The organism is Nostoc sp. ChiSLP03a (genome assembly GCF_034531215.2).
Lineage (GTDB): Bacteria > Cyanobacteriota > Cyanobacteriia > Cyanobacteriales > Nostocaceae > Nostoc.
In genome coordinates, this window is record NZ_JAVRBQ020000027.1 from 1 (window position 1) to 20798 (window position 20798).

A 20798-nucleotide genomic window follows, 5' to 3' on the forward strand; every position below is an offset into this window, starting at 1 on the left:
TATTATGATTCACAATCAGGACACGCGGTCACAATTCTATGCAAAGTTTTATGTTCTGTTTAGGCTATAACCCTTGAAATGTCGTTAATTTTTGGTCAGGGTATGATTCAAAATTTGGTCATCTAGGGGTTAAAAGCACAGCTACAGCCGAGTCATCATATCCAGCAGCATAGAGAAATTTTCCATCGGGGCTGACGGTGAGGGATTTAGCACCACCAAGCCCATCGACACCATTTGTATTATCTTGTTGAACTTCTACTATGGTTAAAGTTATTACCCACAAATAAAACAACCCCATCTCGGAAGCGAGATGAGGTTGAAAGTTATAATTATTTCTGCAAATTAGATGAATTTCAGATGTCTACAATAGCTCGATCTATACAAGCCCTCATTTTTTCAGATAGAGTTCGGACATGAGGTTCTCTAAAAATAGAGTCGTGGTTTCCTGGGACATTTTGAATATCCAAACCTCCTAAGACCATTTCATTCCAACCCATTTGGGGGTCAACCTCTCGTTTTTCTAATGCATTGCGCTCATCTGCTCGGAATACAGTGACTCGACCTGGATAAGCTTTTAGAACGTATTCTCTGGCTGCCTGTTTATTGGCCTCTTCGATTGTTAATTTCCGATAGTTATAAGGTACAGTCCGCCAAATTATTAAGGAAAATTTAAAGATCCATTTTCGGAACTTTTCTTGAAGTTTATACTTCAGCCAAGAGCTTTTGTTCCTGATTTGCTCAAGCACGTAATTAGTCCCAAATTTTGTCAGGTTGTCCCAATGCTGAGAAACTCGCTTTTCTAATGGCGCTTGTTTAATGTAATTTGGGCCAGTAGTATCAAATAAAGCTAACAGAGCTACTTTTTGACCTTGCCTTACGAGTTGTTGAGCCATTTCCCAAGCTACTAGTCCACCAAAGGAGGAACCACCCAAAAAATAAGGGCCTTCAGGTTGAATAGTTTGTATCTCTTTGATGTAATGAGCCGCCATTTCTATAAGCTTGGTAAAGGGAGCTTGTTTCCCATTTAATCCTCGTGCTTGTAGTGCATAAAATGGCTGATTTTCACCTAAATGAAGTGATAAATCTCGGTAGTAGAGAACACTTAAACCAATTGCATGGATGCAAAACAGAGGTGGCTTAGAACCGTTGGGCTGCATTGGTACTAGTGATGACCAAGGCATCAATTTTTCTGAGTTGGTACTAGTACTACTCTCAACCTGATTATGGCTTTCCGGCAAAAATACTTGCTGGCGAATAAAATTAGTTAATTGCTCAATGGTTGAAGATTGCAAAAGAATAGCTAAGGGCAGATTGAAACCAAATGTCTTTTCAATCTGAGAAAAAAGGTGTACTGCAAGTAATGAGTTTCCACCCAAATCAAAAAAGTTGTCTTTTATGCCAATGGGATGAATACCTAAAAGGTTTTCCCAGATTTTAGTTAATTGAAGTTGTAATGGATCTTCTGCTGTGGCAAATATTTTTTCTATTTTAGAAGTATTTGGATTCAGCCTAGATAAGGCTTGGCAATCGACTTGACCATTAGCATTCAATGGCAAAGAATCGACTATGAAAAAGGTAGATGGCAACAAATGTTCGGGTAACTTTTGCTGGAGAAAACTCAGCAGTTGCTCGCTTCCAAAAGTTTCTCCTTGTTTGGGAACAACATAAGCAACTAAAATTTTATCCCCAAGAACATCTTCTTTGGCAATCACCACAGTTTTTTGTACGCCTGGATATTGACCCAAAATTGTTTCAATTTCAGCCAACTCAATGCGAAAGCCGCGAATTTTTACCTGATTGTCTAAGCGACCCACAAACTCAATGTTCCCGTCACTTAAGTAACGTCCTAAGTCACCAGTTCTGTAAAGGTATGCTCCAGATTCGCTGCTAAAGGGATTGGGAATAAATTTCTCAGATGTTAATTCGGGACGCTTAAAGTAGCCTTGGGTAACACCGATACTGCTGATGTAGATTTCACCAGTTACACCAATAGGGAGGAGTTGCGATCGCCGATCGATGATGTAGATTTGAGTATTGGCGATCGCTTTTCCTACGGGAATTTCTGACTTAGTGTTACTGGCTTCAGTTGCAGTTTCTGGATCGTAAACCGTGGCTGTTAAAGTTGTTTCTAGCGATCCATAAGCATTCAGCCAGCGTACTTGCTTGCCAACTTTTTCTACCCAAGTTAGATAAGCTTGCTGTGAGACTTTTTCACCACCAACTATGACTAAGCGCAAGTTGGCTGGTAAGCTTTGGGGAGACACAGATAGCTCCTTGACTAACTCATACCAAAAAGACGTGGCTAGATTAACAACAGTAATTTGTTGTTGAGCAATGAATGGGAAAAACTGCGTCGTCGATTGCATCTCCTGAGATTGGAGAATTGCAGTAGCACCAGTAATCCAAGTGGGAAAGAGTGATTCAATGAAAGTATCGCAACTGATATTAGGTATGAGTAGTAGGCGATCGCTCTGGGTCAACTCCCAAGTTTCGCTAATTGCCAAGCTGTGGCTGACAAGATTATCGTGGGTAATAGCTATACCGTTGGGTTTTCCATTGGAGCCGGACACATACATTACACAGGCGAGAGTCCGATATGTGCCATAACTTTCTGGATTTTCAGTCACGTGTACGGCAATAACTTCCCAATCACTATCCAAACAGATAGCTTGTGCTTGATGCTCAGAGAGCTTCTTAACTAATGAGCTTTGGGTTAACACCAAAGATATTTGGGCATCTTCTAAAATGACAGCTAGACCATCTTGCCCAGATGTCGGAGCGATGGGTACGTAAGTTCCACCGACTTTCAAAATACCCAACAGCCCCACAATCATCTCCAGGGAAGGCTCTAGATAAAGACCGATGAGTACCCCCGATTCTACCCCTAAAGTTTGCAAATAGTAGGCTAGTTGATTTGCCCGCTGGTTAAGTTCTTGATAAGTTAATTGCTGATTTTTAAAACTGACTGCAATATTATTTGGAGTTCTTTTAGCTTGAGTTTCAAACCACTGATGGATACAAGTATGCTGTGGATAATCAGCTTGTTTGCTATTCCACTCAACTAACAATTGATGTTGTTCGGGCGCTGTCAACAGGGGTAATTCAGCAATCGGGCGATCGGGATTAGCAATAATACCTTCGAGCAAAGTTTTGAAGTGTCCCAACATCCGCTCTATCGTACTGGCATCAAACATCTCGGCATTGTAATCAAATACCATGCCCAAACCATTATCCTGTTCCCGCAAAACCAATGTCAGATCGTATTTGGTTTTGCCATGATAGATGTAGCCAAATAAAGAAGTAATTGTCAAATCAGGTAGTTGCACTGATGCCATGCCACGACCATTCGACCAAGGAGGATTGAGGGAGAATTTTACCTGGAACAGGGGTGAGGTATTGCGACTTCGCTGTTCTGGTTTAAGTTCTTCAATTAGCTTCTCAAAGGGTAGGTCTTGATGGGTATAAGCTTCTAAACAATCCTTACGCACTCGCTCTAATAATTCTCGGAAAGTTGGGTTTCCTGCAAAGTTACTCCGCAGTACAAGAGTATTAGAAAAAAATCCAATCAGCCCCTCGGTTTCAACTTGTCCTCGACCTGCACTTGCAAAGTTAATTAGTAGGTCTTCTTGTCCAGAATAACGGTAGAGCAATAGCTCGAATGCTGCTAATAGAGTCATGAACAGGGTGACACCCCATTTTTGGCTCAGGTCTGTTAGGGCATGGTTCAGCGCCTTTGATAGCAGCAGGGCAGCGCGATCGCCTCGATAGGTTTGCACTCCTTGAGGACGGGGGCGATCGTAAGGTAACTCAACGATCGGTAAATTGCCTTCTAGCTTTTGCTTCCAATAGTTTACCTGTGACTCTAAAACCTCCCCCTGGAGCCATTGATATTGCCAATTGGTAAAGTCAGCATACTGCACTGGTAAGGGAGTTAAAGGAGAAGCTTTTCCGGCCGACAATGCTTTATAGATGTTAGTCAGGTCTTGATAGAACAGATCGGACGAAGCACCATCACAAACTATGCAGTGCATATTCCAAATTAGCAGATGTTCGCGATCGCTCAATCGCAGCAGTAACACCCGCAAAATCGGCCCATTGCCTAAATCAAAGGGTTGATGAGCTTCTTTAGTTGCCAGTAAATGAGCCTCTGCTTCTCGTTGTTCATTTGGTACTTGCCGCAAGTCAATTATTGGCAGTGTCAAGGAAACATCGGTGGCGATGACTTGAGTGGGCTTTCCATTCACTGCTGGAAAAGTTGTCCGCAAAACTTCATGGCGACGAACGACTTCTCTTAAACTTTCCTCTAAGACAGCAACATTCAGATTCCCCGTAAAACGCACGACAACTGGCATATTATTTGAGGAACTATCAGGTTCAAACTGATGGAGGAACCATATCCGTTGCTGACCAAAGGAAAGCGGCAAGTTGCCATTCCGTTCACAAGCGACAATTGGGAGAATCTGTGAACTGGCGGCTGTGTTAATTTGTCGGAGAAAGTTGATGATTTCGGCTTTTTGAGTTTTTAACTCGGTTAGCAATTCTGGTGTGAGACTATCTTTTGCCGCCCGATAGCGTAAGCGATCGCCCTCTAGCCAAAGTTTGACATCGCGCTGACGTAGCTCAGATAGTAGTTCATCTAATGTTTTCATAACTCACCTTCCTCGTAATCATCAGCTGTTTCACTCTCAGCAGCTTGAACACCTTGGGCTGCCCACCGCAGAGTTTCCACTCGTTCAGCCAAATCTGCTACCGTTGGTAATTCAAATAAATTGGACATCAGAATTTCTGCTTGCAACGCTTGGCGCATTCGAGAAATTACTTGAATTCCTAGTAGAGAATATCCACCTAATTCAAAAAAGTTGTCGTTAATCCCAACCTGCTTGACATTAAGAACTTGTGCCCAGATATCTGCAATCTGCTGTTCAATGGGAGTGCGAGGCGCTACATAATTTGCCTCCAGTTCCGGGCGGGAAGCATCAGGCTGTGGCAATGCCTTGCGATCGACTTTGCCATTGGGGGTTAACGGCATCGCTTCTAGTGCCATAAAAATCGTTGGCACCATAAAGTCAGGAAGTTGTTGTTTCAAGAATCGACGCAATTGCGAAATCACTTCCAAGCTATCTTGACCAGTTTCGGCAACAATATAACCGACTAAACTAGTCTCATTAGGAATGTCTTCTCGAACAATTACAACAGCTTCTTTTACTCCTGGATGTTGTAGGAGTGCGGTTTCAATTTCACCCAATTCTATGCGGAAACCACGCACTTTTACCTGATAGTCGATACGACCCAAGTATTCAATATGTCCATCTGGTAAATAGCGAGCCAAATCCCCAGTTTTGTATAAGCGCGATTTAGGATTTGAACTGAAGGGATTAGAAATAAATCTCTCAGCAGTCAGTTCGGGACGATTTAGATATCCCCTTGCTAGTCCTTCGCCACCAATATACAACTCACCTGATATACCAATGGGAACGGGTTGTAAATGCGAGTCTAATATGTAGATTTGCGTATTAGCTAGAGGGCGACCAATGCCTATTGCTTTATTTGCCGTTGTCACCTTGTAGCCTGTTGACCAAATCGTTGTTTCTGTTGGCCCGTACAGGTTCCACAGACAAGCTCCCTTCGGTAATAATTGATTGGCGAGGTCTTTAGGTAAGGCTTCACCTGTGGAAATCATCTTCAGTTGAGGACTACCTTCCCATCCGGCTGCTAGTAATAGTCGCCAAGTAACTGGTGTCGGTTGCATAAAGGTTGCCCCGGAGGTGGTTAGGGCTTTTAACAGTTGAGTACCATCAGCCGCAACTTCACGGCTTACCAATACTAACTTCGCACCTACAGATAGGGGCAGAAAAATTTCTGAAACGGCAATATCAAAGGATAAGCTAGTAACAGAGAGGAGAGTATCCTCAGCAGTTAAACCGGGTTCTTGAGCGATCGCTTGAAGGAGATTAACAGCACTCTGATGTTGAATTTGAACGCCTTTCGGTTGACCTGTCGAGCCAGATGTATAGATGACGTAGGCTAAGTTATTGGCAGTGACGTTATCTGTCAGGTTATCTAAGCCATAATTATTTATGGATTGCCAGTTAGTATCAAGACAAACAATCTCTGCTTGATGGTTGGGTAGTCCCGATTTTAGCTTCTCTTGCGTTAATAGCACTGACACCTGAGCATCTTGCAGCATGAAGGCTAAACGTTCTTGAGGATAAGCATAATCTAATGGTACATAAGCTCCCCCGGCTTTGAGAATGCCTAAAACTCCTACAACCATTTCCAAGCTGCGCTCGACACATAGACCAACCAGAACTTCTGGCCCGACTCCTAAGCTTTGGAGATAATGGGCTAGTTGATTGGCTCGCTGATTCAGTTCGCGGTAGCTAATTTGTTCATCTTCAAAAACTACAGCGATCGCATCTGGAGTCTTTTCCACTTGAGTTTCAAACAGCTGGTGAATGCAGATATCTTGGGGATAAGCTGTTTGAGTATTGTTCCATGTTGCTAATAACTGTTGCTCAACTGCTGGCAAAATTGGCAATTTAGCAATAATTTGATTAGGGTTAGCAACTATACCAAATAACAAAGTTTCAAACTCTGCCATCCGGCGGCGGATAGTATCAGCGTCAAATAAATTAGTGTTGTACTGACATTCCAGAATAAGTTCATCATGCGATTCCGTAGCATTGATAAACAGTTCAAAATTCTCGAAGGCGCGGGGATTGGAGAAAAATTCTACTTCTAAATTGATAAAGGGAAGTCGATCGCTGTCTAAGGCTTGATCGACATTAAATATAATTGGTACTAAGGGAATACGGCTGGAATCCCGTGGCAATACTAATTTTTTAACCAGACTGCCAAAGGTAAATTGTTGATGGTCATAAGCATCTAAGACAGCCGATCGCCGCGTTTGCAAGTAGTCGCTGAAAGATTTTTCGCCATTAATCTGGCTACGCAATGGTAGTAAATTAACACAGTGACCTACGAGATTATACTGCCCTAAAGCAGCTTGTCCGGCGGCTGGAATACCTACAACTAAATCGTTTTGTCCTGTCAGACGGTGCAGCCAGACCTCGAATCCTCCCAGGATAGTAGTCATAAAGCTACAACCGAGTTTTGTTCCTAATTGTTTCAGGTTGGCAACTAATTCGGGATTTAAATGCCAATCTTCGCGGGCGGCGTTAAAGGTTCTGAGTGGGGGACGGGGGCGATCGCTAGGGAAATCCAGTACAGGTACAGAGTCAGCGAATTGTTGTAACCAGTATTGTTCTGTGGCGATCGCTTCTGGACTATCCGCCTCTTCTTCCTGCAAAATCGCATATTCACTTAAGTAGTCTGGTTCTTCTAATTCAGGAACAATACCCTGTTGCAAGCCAGAATAAAATTTACCCAAATCTGGCATCAGCACCGCCCAAGACCAACCATCACAAATAATATGATGAGCTGTCAAAATAGCTAGATGCTCCTGCGGCTGCAATTTGACAATTTTTGCCCGAAAGAGAGGCCCATGTTCCAAATCAAAAGGTTGCTCTACCTCTTGTCGTAAGATACTAGCTAATTTTTCCTGTTTTTCCTGTGGTTCTAGGTTAGACAATTCAATAATCGGAATTTCAATTTGCCGAGAAGCAACAATGCAGAGTGTATTGCCATCGGTACTAAAAGTTGTCCGTAGTGCTTCATGACGTTGTACTAACTTTTCTACCGCAGATTGGAAAAGTTTGACATCAAGTTCGCCTTTTAGTCGCAGAGATTGAGACTCATTATAAGCACAATTAGCAGCATCGCCCATTTGCACAGAAGCCCAAATTTCTTTTTGTGATTCTGTAGCAGGGGCGGTTAGAAGTAATTCTCCATCTGCAAATGGATCAAAATCAACCGCAGTTAATGTCGATTGGTAATCTACAGGTGATAAGGTCATAAAACTCTATTATTTTCTCAGTTTATTGAATGTGGATAAATCTCAATCTTTTTTAGATTACTGACTTTAAATACCTTGTTTAGCCAAGATTGTAGACTTTAAATAATTACGTGCTGGGACTTCTACATATCTATATGTCAATGATGCAGCCAATAAGACAATCATAAGAAATACTCCTAAAGATGTCAACGATTGATATTCTGTGAATTCTTTGCCAAAAACATCGTGAAATTTATAAAACCAGAAAACTTTTAACAATTCTTGAACAAACCAATGAACCATATAAATCGAGTAAGAGATAGTGCCGATATATAGCATTAGCTGTGAATTGAGAAACTTTGATATTATACTTTTCTTGTTGATAGAGACAGATAAAATCAGTAGAGAAAAAGCTGGTAAAATTAGCCAATTATGAATATTACGAGAGTGATGCCAGTAGGAATGCATAAGCAAAATTATCCAAGTTATAGCTATAACTGCCAGGAAATTAAGATTAAAATACTTTTGATAATTACCTCTATGATAAATTTTGTAGGTTATAATACCAAGGATGCATTCTAACCCACATCTAGCTATCGAAGGTATACCAATAATCGTATCTAAATTTCCACGGGTAAAGGTGATTAGTAGTAATATACAAAAAAGAGTAGAGCTATAAATTATTAAATCGTTTTTGGATTTGTTTTTTAATAATAGTAATAATAAAAATGGAAATATACAGTAAATGAAAAACTCTACACTTATTGACCAAGCTGGCTCATTCCAATAGGTATTACACCATAATAAAGGTAAGCACTTTAGGTCAAATGCTTGGAGAAGAAAAATATTGGAAAAAAGAGCCGTTAAGTTAAATTTACCAGTAAAAGCAGAAGTGTTTAGGAAAAGTAATTTTACAACCTCTAATCCAACAAATATAAGAATAATAAATATATGCAGAGGATAAATTCTCGCAAAACGCGAGAATAAATATGAACGATAGTTCTTTAAACTGACTTTTAAACAAAAAGTATCGGCATAAACGTGGGTCATGATAAAACCACTCAGAATAAAGAAAAAATCAACCCATAAATATCCATTTTGAAAAAAATTAGTATAGGCTGACAAAGTTGAACCTGTTTTCGGTAAACCGTAGTAAGAAAAATGGTGTACAACAACAACCAAGGCTGCAATACCGCGTAAAGAAGTGAGCGATTTGATGTGTTTATACATTGAGATTTTTGGTTTTAGTTTCTATCTATAGCAATTCTATTTAAATTGTAATTTTTTTAATTAGACGCGTAGTTGATTTATTTCGGCTACATAGAGAATGTAAAAAGCGCTGATTTTGGGATAAAAACAAGTTACGCAAAGCATATAAAAGAGAAGATTTCACAAATTATTTAGAATTGCTATAGAACACCGATTCAGTATTCAGGCTAATTAATAATTAGTCATTTGAGAAAGATTAGGTTTTTTTCCCAATCTTGTTGATAAATTGCTTTAACTTTCCCTCAATAGATTTTAGTTTTAATACACCAGAGCGCAGGATCATAAATTTACTTTTCGGTTGGCGATCGGATAGAAGACCGAGAGCAAAAATTTTGAGCCGATCTTTTAAAGCAGATTTATCTGGTGGAGTGGGTTTTAATCCCAGTCTGCGTAAATAGCTGTTGACTTGATATATTCTGGCTTTGTGATCGTAAGGTCGCAGATAAAAGAGGATACTCAAAGCTACAGAGACATTATTACCATTTTTAGCCCAATGGGGTGCCAATATCGGATGATGGAGTCCCTTGCCTGGTTGCAAGTGGTAAACTCTTGCTTTACTCTGATTCTCCTCTTTATAATTTGCTACGTTCAGATCGCCCACATAAAATTTTTCAATTTCCTCTTCGCTCAGTACAGAACGATCGCTTTGATTGAAGAGGCTCATATCTTTCTCGCCCTGAATTTGAAACAGGAAATTCAACTCACTATCGATATGGTAAGGTGTAATAGAATTTGGGGAACCAATAAAGATGTAAGCACCTAGCCACGTCATCTGCTGCCGAAGGGGTTTACCTGTAAGAGTTTCGAGTTCAGTTATAATCTGGTTAACCAAGGCAGCATATTCTGGGTCTACTTGAACATCTTCAAGCATGACCCAAGAATCCGATTCACCAATATGTGCGATCGCCTCGTTAATTTGCTTGATTCCAGGTCGCTGATTCCACTTTTGCTCAACAGGAACTTTGCTGATATAAGACTGGATTTTATTTGTTCTACCCTGACTTATCATGGTATTTGCAAGCTCAACTAAGCGGGGGATCTCAAATAAAGGATGTCCTGCAAGGTTGTGCGAAAACATGAAGTGAGAAGAGTTGAAGTTTTCCCGGAAGTTTGAAACATTGGTTTCAATGATTTGTTCGGGAATTTTCAGATCGGACTTAATAGAACTCGGTTCAAGTAGATTATCAACTGACATACAAAACCTGGATGGATGAGTATTTACTATTTGCAAAAATTACTGACGCTCACTACACTTTCTATACACTTGATTTTTTAAAGCACTTCAGAAAACACTTGCGACTTGTAAATATTTCCCAGGACGTTCGATATCGGGGATATACCAAGCGGGGTTTCCTTGGGGATCTCGTCCTAATTTGGCATCAGGTTGCGGAGGACGATTACGTAAATTGTTATTGGTTTCACGGTTTGTTACTTCTATAGGCGGTGCCGACAAGAAGCCAGCAGACTGCATTTCGGCAATACTTTCTTTAAAGGCTGCCATTACGAAAGCCAGATCGGCTTCGGAATGGGCTGTTGTCAAGAAGCAAGGACGGTGATCCCAAGTATGCACTCCCTTATCCCGCAGCAAGTAAAACAGTAAATCTCCGTAGGGAAACTCTGGTAAAGACTTCACCATGAACAAGGAGCCGAAATTATAAGCTGTAAACGGAGCCTGAACTTGCTGGAAATAGCCCATGAGTTCCGCTACAAACTTATCGGTTCTGGCATTGAGATTTTGCTGCAAGCTGTGGCCACTCTGTTTTAAATGTTGAAGTACTGCTTTGGCGGCTGCTAGTGCTAAAGGATGGCGAACAAAAGTACCCGCAAAGTAAGTCACACCTACTTCTGGAACAGAGTCATCGCCAAACTGCCAAAACCCACCATCCAAAGCATCCATATATTGGGATTTACCAGCAATGACTCCAATTGGTAGCCCACCGCCCACAATCTTACCGTAGGTTGCTATGTCTGCCTTGATACCGAAATGCGCTTGAGCGCCACCTGGATGAATTCTAAATCCGGTAACGATTTCATCAAAAATCAGGGCAATACCAGCTTCTTGTGTGAAATCACGCAATTGCTGGAGGAATTCTTTGGGCTGGTATTCAGGGCGACGGCTTTGCACAGATTCCACCATCACTGCTGCTAACTCATCAGCCCGACTTCTGAGGATTTCTAAAGACTCAAGTGAATCGTAGTCCACTACCAAAATGTTCTCTACCATTTCCGGTGGGATACCAGGAGCAGCAGGAATTGATCGGAGTTTCTTTGTACCTCGAACAATTACTTCATCCAAAATTCCGTGATAAGCTCCAGAAAAGATGGCGATTAAGTTACGTCCTGTGATGGTGCGTGCCATCCGCATCGCTCCCAGCACCGCTTCCGAACCTGTGTTGCAAAAGGCTGCTCGGTCAAAGTTGGTCAACTCACACATCAGCTTTGCCACTTCTCCAACTAAGGGAGTTTGCGGCCCAATTTCCATGCCGAGTTTGAGTTGTGCTTCAATTGCTTCAGTAATGAAAGGTGGCGACCAACCAAACAAATTCAAGCCAAAGCCATTGCTTAAATCGACATATTCATTGCCATCAACATCCCAAAGTTTAGAACCTGAAGAACGAGACGCCACGATGGGGTAAACCATCTCTTTCATCGTCGGGTTAAACCCGGAAACAGTTCTTGGGTCTGCCAAATAAGGGCGATGAGTTTGAGTATATTCTTTGGATTTTTGAGTCCGTTTTGTATATCTTTGGATAATTTTGTCTAGATGAGTGCGTTGTTGGGCTGTCAAAGTTTTAGTCTGGGTCTTTTCAATTCGAGCAGCCGCACCAAATGCCTTTTTAGCACCATTTGACTCTGTTTCTAGTGATGCTGATTCTTTGCTGGTTTGGGTTGGGGGGACAGATACAGCATTTTGTGGCTTGACACCATTATTTTGAGATGTTGCCGCAGGTACAACTGGGACTGTTACAGATTGACTGCTATTTCCCAATAGCGCCAGTTGCTGGCTCATAATTTGTAGCTGCTGATTAATTACACCTTCTAGGACGCTACTAGATGCAGCAGGTTGAGAAAAAATCTGAGGTGCAGATCCATTTGATCCATTTGTATGAACTTCATGAACTACCAAGGTAGGTGATGTGGTTACAGGTGCAGGTTCTGGCAATGAAGCTGCTGGAACGATATCTGCAATGGTTTCTGTTAATCCTAATGCGGATAAAGTTTCGGGAGACAAGGCTGAATTGATAAAGTCGCCCAGTGTTCCTAAATTGGGGTAAATTTCTAGTAACTGCCTAAGTGTGACTTTGACTTGAAATTTTTTCTTTAACGCTAGCCCGACTTGTGTCAAAGATAAGGAATCTAATCCCATTTCTAAAAATGTTATCGAGTCGTCAACACTAGCAATTTCCAATCCTGATGTTTCTTCGATAATTTGTTTGAGCAGAGGAATAAGTTTTTGCTGAGGGGATGTTGTCATAGTTTGGGTCTTTTCTAATAATTGAGGATTTGGAAGTTTGGGAGTTGCTGCCCGATTGGGATGAGGTGGAGGATCGATCCAGAAGCGTTGGCGTTCAAAGGGATAAGTCGGTAGAGAAATTCGTTGTCGCCTTTCCCTTTGATAGAAGTTGCTCCAGTCAATAGATACTCCTGCTAACCACAGTTGTCCTACTGCCTTGAGTAATGCCGTCCATTCGGCTTCGTTTTCGGCGTTATCACCCAAAGAAGGAATCGCAATCTGTTGTTTAATGTCTTTTGCTTGTTGGCGGGCTAAGGTCGTAGTTGTGATTCGTGGTCCTACCTCTAACAGTAGGCGTTCTGGCTGCTGCCATAAGGTTTGTACGCCCTCTGCAAATCGCACAGTCTGACGCAGATGTGTAGCCCAATACATCGGATCGGTTGCTTGCTGGACTGTAATCCAGTCGGCGGTTACTGTGGATACAAAGGGAATTTGGGGTGGCGATAATTTCACTTTCCCAACTACCTCAGCAAAGGGGGCTATGATGCTATCCATCATTGGGGAGTGGAAAGCGTGGGAAGTGTGTAAATGGCGACAGACAACTTCTTCGCTTTCTAATTGTTTTTGCAGAGATGCGATCGCCTCTGTGGGGCCAGAAACTACACACAGAGAAGGGCCATTAATTGCAGCGATCGCTAGTTCTGCACTCAATCGCGGCTCTACCTCTTTGGCTGGTAAGCGCACTGAGAGCATAGCCCCTGGGGGTAACTCCCACATCAAGCGACCGCGAGTTGCCACCAACATCAGCGCATCTTCTAAGGTGAATACACCCGCAATACAGGCGGCGACAAATTCGCCAATACTATGCCCAATCATGGCTTGGGGCTTGACTCCCCAACTTTGCCATAGTTGCGCTAAAGCGTATTCAATGACGAATAGTGCTGGTTGGGTAAAGCAGGTTTGTCGCAATAAGATAGCCGCAGTTTCACGCTCGCTCGGTGCTAGATAGATGATTTCTCGTAAATCTCTGCCCAGCAAAGGTTTAAGGATTTCAGCACATTCATCTACAGCTTCCTGAAATACAGGTTCGTGGTTGTAGAGATTCAGTCCCATGTTCACATATTGCGATCCTTGTCCGGGGAACATTAAGACAACGGCTGGATTGCGGATTTCTGTATGACGGGTATTTACTTGATTTGAATCTAAAGATTGTAGAGCTGTGATCGCATCTGTTATATCGTGACAAACTACACTGCGTCGGTAGTTAAAAGCTTTGCGCCCTCGCTGTAAGGTATAAGCTACATCAGCTAAGTTAATTTCGGCATTATATTGTAAATGTTGCTGCAAATTTGCTGTTGCAGCCTCTAAAGCTTGACTAGTTTTTGCCGAGAGCAACAATAGCTGTTGTGGGCGAGAAGATCCGGAACTTTGGATTTGTGGCGCTTCTTCTAACACTATATGAGCATTAGTCCCGCCGACACCAAAAGAACTCACTCCTGCTCGTCGCAAAGTTTCACCTTCTGACCATTCAGCTAGTTTGGTATTTACATAGAAGGGGCTATTGGCAAGGTCAATCTTGGGATTGGGAGCCTCAAAATTTAAACTAGGTGGGATCTTTTTATAATGCAGGGCAAGAGCGGTTTTAATTAACCCTGCTACTCCAGCCGCCGCAACTAAATGTCCGACATTGCTTTTAAGAGAGCCGATTGCACAAAATTGTTTAGCATCTGTATGTACGCGGAATGCTTGTGTCAGCGCTTCAATTTCAATCGGGTCGCCTAAAGGTGTAGCTGTGCCGTGAGCTTCAATATAAGAGATGGTTTCTGGGTGAAAGTTAGCGTAAGCTTGCGCCATTGCAATGGCCTCTGCTTGTCCGTCTACGCTGGGAGCGGTAAAGCTCACCTTATCAGCGCCGTCATTATTGATACCAGAACCACGAATTACAGCATAGATGCGATCGCCATCATTGAGTGCATCTTCTAAACGCTTGAGGACAACTACTCCTGCGCCATTGTTGAACATTGTGCCCTGGGCGCTGGCATCAAAGGGACGACAATGCCCATCTCCAGAGAGCATACTGCCTTCTTGTGGCACATAACCGCTGTTTTGGGGTGTAGTCATAGATACACCACCAGACAAAGCTAAATCACACTGATAGCTGGTTAAGGCTTGACAAGCCTGAATGACTGCTACCAAAGAAGTGGAACAGGCTGTATTAACGCTAACGGCTGGGCCTTTGAGGTTGAGTTTGTAAGCCGCACGGGTGGTTAAAAAGTCTTTTTCATTGGCTAACATCGTTTGGAACTCACCGATGCGATCCACAATTTCCATACGACCAGCAATATGGTTAGCAAAATAAGTATTTTGACCACAACCAGCGTATAAACCTATCAAACCCTCAAAAGACTCTGATTCATAACCAGCATTTTCTAGGGCTTCATAAACCAACTCTAGGAATACCCTAGCCTGTGGGTCCATAACCACAGCTTCAAGTGGATTAATGCCAAAGAAAGCGGCATCAAAGGTTTCGCCCCCAGGAATTATCCCTCTAGCTTTTACATAGCTAGGATCTTTGCAAAGGTTCGGATCGATACTAGGATCTAATTCTTCATCTTCAAAGAAAGTCGTTGATTCTAATCCCTCGCACAGATTGTGCCAAAATTCATCGACATTTCCAGCGCCAGGAAATCTTCCTACCATGCCAATAATGGCAACACCATCACTAGGATCTTGGTTATCGGATGCTTGCATATTTACCATTGCTTAAACACCTTGTTGATAATTACGGCGACGAGCACGAGCTGCTTGTTGGCGTTGGGCGCGATTTTGCAGTTTGTCAGAAGACGGTTGGCTGTTCTGCTTTGAATCCAAATACTTTGCTAAAGAGCCAATTGTTGAATACTGAAATAGCTTCACAGCAGGTAGCTCAATACCAAGTTCCTGTTTTATTCGTGCAGCAACTTGGAGAATTGAGATTGAAGTTGCTCCCAAATCAAAGAAATTATCATCAATCCCGACGCGATCGATTTTGAGCAGTTCGGATAAAATACCTGCAAGCAGACGTTCTAAATCGGTTTGTGGAGCAATGTAGGCTTGTTCCAGTTGCGGACGTTCTCTACTTGGTGCTGGCAATTTATGTCTATCTACTTTGCCATTTGCAGTCAAAGGCAGCGACTCTAACATCACAAATGCTGATGGCACCATGTAATTAGGTAGTCGCTGTTGTAAGAAACCACGTAATTTATTGTGCGTATATCCACTGTTATAGTGAGGAACAATATAAGCTGTTAACTGTTTTTCACCTGCTTCATCTTGACGAGCTAAGACGACAATTTCCCGAACGTCAGGATGTTGTGCAATTTCTCGCTCAATTTCCCCTAGTTCAATTCGGAAACCACGAATTTTTACCTGATTGTCAATCCGACCTAAGAACTCGATATTGCCATCTGGAAGATAACGAGCTAAATCTCCAGTTTTGTAAAGGCGCGTTGCTAAATTGTTATCAAATGAGTGAGAAATGAATTTTTCGGCAGTTAGGTCTGGGCGGTTTAAATAGCCTCTAGCTAATCCATCACCACCAATGTACAATTCACCAGCTTCTCCAATTGATACTAGTTGGAGGTTTTTATCTAATATATAAACTTGGGTGTTTGCGATTGGGCGACCAATAGGAATCGAAACATCTGGTTGTAGTGGCGCTGTTATCGGATGGCAGCAGGTAAAAGTTGTATTCTCAGTTGGCCCATAACCATTAATTAGTTGACAGTTCTCTACTGTTTGGAGAAAATTCTGTACATGGGGAACAGATAAAACATCACCACCGGCTAAAAGTTGACGTAAGGATTTTAAAGCATCAATTTTTTCATCTACTATCAGGTGAAATAAACCGGCTGTCAGCCAAAGAGTAGTAACTTGGTATTGCTGAATAATCTGCCCTAATTCTTCTAAAGATGGTGTATTAGGAGGGTAAATTACTAGTCGCCCACCATTAAGTAAACAACCCCAAATTTCAAAAGTAGAAGCATCAAAGGAAATAGGAGCAAGTTGCAGAATTACTTCTTCAGGTGTGAGTTGAGCATAATTAGTTTCTTTGACTAACCTAACTACACCACGATGGATAACGCTAACACCTTTGGGTGTACCTGTAGAACCTGATGTATACATAACATAAGCCAAGTTATCAGCAGTGACACTAGTGCTTAAGTTTTCTTTGCTATTTTGGGCGATTGTGTTCCAATCTGCATCTAGGCAAATTACAAATGCTGTGTGAGTAGGTAATTTGGTAACTAGTTCTTTTTGAGTTAGTAGTACAGATACCTGAGTATCTGACAGCATGAAAGCTAAACGTTCTTGTGGGTACCCTGGATCTAATGGTACATAAGCTCCACCTGCTTTAAGGATAGCTAAGAGTGCTACAACCATTTCTAAGGAGCGCTCTATGCAGATTCCTACAAGAATTTCTGTTCCTACTCCTAGCGATCGTAGATGTTTTGCTAATTGATCAGCACGATTATTTAAATCTCTATAAGTAAGATGCTGATTATTAAAAATTAGTGCTACAGCATCAGGTGTTTTCTCTACTTGTGCTTCAAACAACTGATGAATAGACGCTTGTTGAGGATAATCAGTTTGAGTATGATTCCACTCTATTAGTAGGTTATTTTCAGATTCTTTCAAAATAGGTAATGTTAAATTATCTCGTTCTAAGTTATTTTCTGATGATAAAGGTTGACCATTAATCATCAGTAATTCATTTTTATTTTGAGCCAATGAATTAGTTATTCGTTTCATTTTTAACTGAAATCAAAAATACTTATATCAATAAGTAACAAAGAATTGGGTATATTTAAATTTAAGATGAGATTTTGATTTTCCGTATTAATATAAATAGATAAAATCAAAAGTGGAAAAGCGTTTTTATATGTTTAAATCTTAGTGTTTTCACGTAGATTTTATGGTGACATTGTTAGCTTTAAATTTATATTAAAAGACTAATTTGACAAAAAATTATGCCGCAATCCTACAATATTTGTGTGAAAGGGCACTGACTCTAAGATTTAGTTCTCTCATTCTGACCTATTTCCTCCAAATCGCAGTTATTTCTAGTACATCTTCATTGAAAATTAAAACTTTAGGGATGTTTGCAATGGGAATATTAACTGTACGCAGGCTTATTTTGAGATAACAAGAAGAATTAATACCTTGAAGAACAAGGAATACTGCGATTTTAGCAACTGATAAGTAATGTAAACTCTTCGAGGTGGTTGGACTCCAGCGAAACAAAAATAGGGTGAGCATTACAATACCCACCCCACAATAACCAACTATTTGCTGTAGTCTATGTAATTGAAAACCGCTGTTTTAACTGATAGTTATTTCTGCCGTGCTGCACTAGACCAACAGACTAAGCCACAACACTAGCAGAGAAAACGAAGTCATTTGCACTCAGATTAGTTGAGGTAATTTGTAGTAATGAAGCCAACTCTGTATTTCCGAGTTTTACGATAGTGTCAGCACCCTGTTGCAATAAAGTTAGAGCACTAAATTGAGTGACACCAATCCCGCCCAGGCCGATTTTATCAGTACCGATCGCAAAATCAGCCACAATGTTCTTACTAGATGGCAGACTGGCATTAGCAATCCAGAACTGGTCAGCACCAGCACCACCAGCAAGGCTATTACCACCCTTTTGGCCAGCAAATAGCACATCATCACTATCACCACCAAATAGTGAATCATTTACACTGGAGAATAATTTGTCATCTCCAGAGCCACCATAGAGACGGTTATTGCTACCATTACTGGTGAGGGTGTCGTTACCTGAGCCACCGAAGGATAATTGACGAGTACCTTCAACTACCGTCAAAGTGTCAGCACCTGCACCTCCAAACAAATTATTATTACCACTTGCTTCGACTACGGTAACTTCATCATTACCATTGCCACCATCAGCACTAGTATTGTTAGCAGGGCCATTTGCACCAATTAAGACTCGATCGTTACTATCCCCAGTGGACACAGAGGAGTTACTACCAACTACTACCGTGTCATCACCGCTTCCAGTCAAGATTGTATTACCTTTATTACCTTGTACAAAGTCTGCTCCGTCACCTGTAAATAAGGTTTGATTTGGCTTGAGGGTGATATCATCACTACTGGTAGAACCAAATTGAAGGTCTAGTGTTGTTAGTCCAACAGTACCACCATCAAACCCTGCGGCAGTAAAGTAATGAGTATTGCCTACACTTTGAGAATCGAGAATTGTAGCTTGACCATTAGCAGTTTCTTCTGAAGTCAAGACTTCTTTAGTGGAGAGAACTGTATCCGGGCCTCCCACCAAGGCTTCTGTAATGGGACGACCTTTCAAATCGCCATTACTGGGAATATCTAACCCTAAAATACGAGCAAGTGTAGGTGTTACATCAGCATTACTGACGGGCGCATAGTCCACATAGCCTTGTTTAAAGTCGGGGCCAATAGCCTCCATATTATTGAAGGTATCACCTCGACCAAAGCTGCCATGCATCCCTTGCCCTTGCTGCAAAGTTGTATCAGCAATTTCTACTTGAGCTTGAGGGTTGTTTGGGTTATTTGGGTCGCTGCTAAAGGTTTTGAAGTTGATAACTATAGATGGAACTGGTGTTTTAGCATCACCTTTTAGCCCGATCGCACTCAGTGGTAAAGCACCTGGAATAGTTCCATAGGCATCGTCTACAAAAATACCACTGATGTAGTCTTTTTGCGAGAGCAAATTCACTACCTGTTTGGCTAAGTCAGCATTGCCATTAGGTAAATAAATCAAGTCAGAACCACCATTGGCAGCTACAACTATTTTTGTACCTGGGTCGAGTTGGCCATTAATTACCTCACCTGTACCACCAATTACACCATTCCCAGAAATAGGTCGTTGACCTTTTGTGGCATCAACAGTTGCATACTGGATCTTGTTGAGGTCTGGGGGAAGGGTTGTAGGGTTAGGATCGTATAAGGGTAGACCTAGATCGTGAGCCAAATCAATCGCCACAAACCCTGCTGGTAAAAATCCCGGATTTACGCCTGCATAAGTTTGAGTGGCAGCATAACTTGTAGTTTTTGTGCCTTGGCTATCAATAGCTTGTTTGCTGATGGTAGAAAAACCGTGGTCAGAAGTAATAAAGACATCAGTAGTCTTGTCTAAGCCTGTACTCTTGAGATAGTCAAGAAGTTGCTTTAAATTATCATCAGCATTTTTGACACCAGCTTTTGAAGTAGGGCCATTTATACCTGGTGTCAAGGTGTTTAAGCTATCACCCTGATTGTGTTGAGTACCATCAGGATCTCTTGACCAGTAAACCAATGCGAATGGTTTACCATCTTCTTGAAACTTGGGTAAAATTACTTTGGTAGTGGCATCTGCAAAATATTGTTGTTGAGCCACATTGGCAATGAGAGTCCCAGGAGTTGTATTATTACCAGCTGGTTGGACTCGTGGTGTAGGTTTTACATCTAAACCAGCAGCTTGTAAGCGACTAACAATATCTGGATCGAGTGGAACACCAGAAGGTGAACCTGCGGCTGTAAGCGGCGGGGTTGCACCATTTGTAGTGTCATCAATAATAATTGTATCGGGAGTAGGAATAGTACCTGTAGTACCACCTTCTCGGTTAACTTGGGTAACATCTTGGATTGCAACAGGCCCTAATTTACCAACTGCTGCTGTGTTGAAACCCTGCGATCGCGCGTAAGCTAAGAGTGACTCTTCATCTAAAAAGTTGTTACCGGGGAATTTTTCATCAATATCCCCCAAAACCGCATCATTTTCGATGAATGGCGTCACACTACCATTGGCATTAGGACTAGGAAAACCAGTGTAAATGGTGTTGCTAAAGTCACCTGTATCACCAAGATAATGCCCCGTGGCGATCGCAGAAGCATTAGGCGTGGTAAATGTCGGAAAGATCGAATGACTATTGGCAAAAGTAACTCCCTGCTGACGAATGCTATATAAAGTCGGGGTATCAATAGGGTTTACAGAACCGTTACGCAATCCATCTGCAACAAAAATAATGACATTTCTACCGTTGCCATTTGTATCAGTCATGCCAACTACTCCTTAAGTATTATGAGCTACGAGCGATGCCTACGACTGGCTATCTCTACGCAGCAATTGTGTGTTTATAGACTGAGTGATTAATAACACTC

The 20798-nt window shown here is 41.7% G+C and carries 8 protein-coding genes; all 8 read right to left on the bottom strand.

The window, feature by feature from the left end:
• Positions 1-118: 118 nt before the first annotated feature.
• On the bottom strand, positions 119-283 hold the full coding sequence (locus RMY32_RS03180; protein ID WP_409882183.1) for a hypothetical protein: 165 nt from the start codon (positions 281-283) through the stop codon (positions 119-121).
• Positions 284-353: 70 nt separating this feature from the next.
• Positions 354-4649: an amino acid adenylation domain-containing protein gene (locus RMY32_RS03185; RefSeq protein ID WP_322712275.1), complete on the bottom strand. Its 4296-nt coding sequence runs from the start codon at positions 4647-4649 to the stop codon at positions 354-356.
• Positions 4646-7915 (bottom strand): amino acid adenylation domain-containing protein, encoded by a 3270-nt coding sequence (locus RMY32_RS03190; RefSeq protein WP_322712277.1) that lies wholly within the window; start codon positions 7913-7915, stop codon positions 4646-4648. Before RMY32_RS03190 ends, RMY32_RS03185 begins: the two co-directional genes overlap by 4 nt.
• A gap of 66 nt (positions 7916-7981) precedes the next feature.
• Positions 7982-9124, bottom strand: coding sequence for an acyltransferase (locus RMY32_RS03195; protein ID WP_322712278.1), 1143 nt, complete (start codon positions 9122-9124; stop codon positions 7982-7984).
• 235 nt (positions 9125-9359) lie between these two features.
• Complete coding sequence (locus RMY32_RS03200; RefSeq protein ID WP_322712280.1) at positions 9360-10358, bottom strand: cupin-like domain-containing protein; 999 nt, start codon at positions 10356-10358, stop codon at positions 9360-9362.
• Positions 10359-10445: 87 nt separating this feature from the next.
• Positions 10446-15368, bottom strand: coding sequence for an aminotransferase class III-fold pyridoxal phosphate-dependent enzyme (locus RMY32_RS03205; protein ID WP_409882184.1), 4923 nt, complete (start codon positions 15366-15368; stop codon positions 10446-10448).
• 12 nt (positions 15369-15380) lie between these two features.
• Positions 15381-17408, bottom strand: coding sequence for a non-ribosomal peptide synthetase (locus RMY32_RS03210; RefSeq protein ID WP_322712283.1), 2028 nt, complete (start codon positions 17406-17408; stop codon positions 15381-15383).
• A gap of 613 nt (positions 17409-18021) precedes the next feature.
• The gene (locus RMY32_RS03215) at positions 18022-20697 is read right to left on the bottom strand and encodes an alkaline phosphatase family protein (protein ID WP_322712285.1); all 2676 of its coding nucleotides are present in this window, start codon (positions 20695-20697) and stop codon (positions 18022-18024) included.
• Between the last annotated feature and the right edge of the window lie 101 nt (positions 20698-20798).

Bases quoted from the DNA above. Each gene is read 5' to 3' on its own strand.
- RMY32_RS03185 (WP_322712275.1), bottom strand. From the start codon at position 4,649: ATGAAAACATTAGATGAACTACTATCTGAGCTACGTCAGCGCGATGTC.
- RMY32_RS03190 (WP_322712277.1), bottom strand. From the start codon at position 7,915: ATGACCTTATCACCTGTAGATTACCAATCGACATTAACTGCGGTTGAT.
- RMY32_RS03195 (WP_322712278.1), bottom strand. From the start codon at position 9,124: ATGTATAAACACATCAAATCGCTCACTTCTTTACGCGGTATTGCAGCC.
- RMY32_RS03200 (WP_322712280.1), bottom strand. From the start codon at position 10,358: ATGTCAGTTGATAATCTACTTGAACCGAGTTCTATTAAGTCCGATCTG.
- RMY32_RS03205 (WP_409882184.1), bottom strand. From the start codon at position 15,368: ATGCAAGCATCCGATAACCAAGATCCTAGTGATGGTGTTGCCATTATT.
- RMY32_RS03210 (WP_322712283.1), bottom strand. From the start codon at position 17,408: ATGAAACGAATAACTAATTCATTGGCTCAAAATAAAAATGAATTACTG.
- RMY32_RS03215 (WP_322712285.1), bottom strand. From the start codon at position 20,697: ATGACTGATACAAATGGCAACGGTAGAAATGTCATTATTTTTGTTGCA.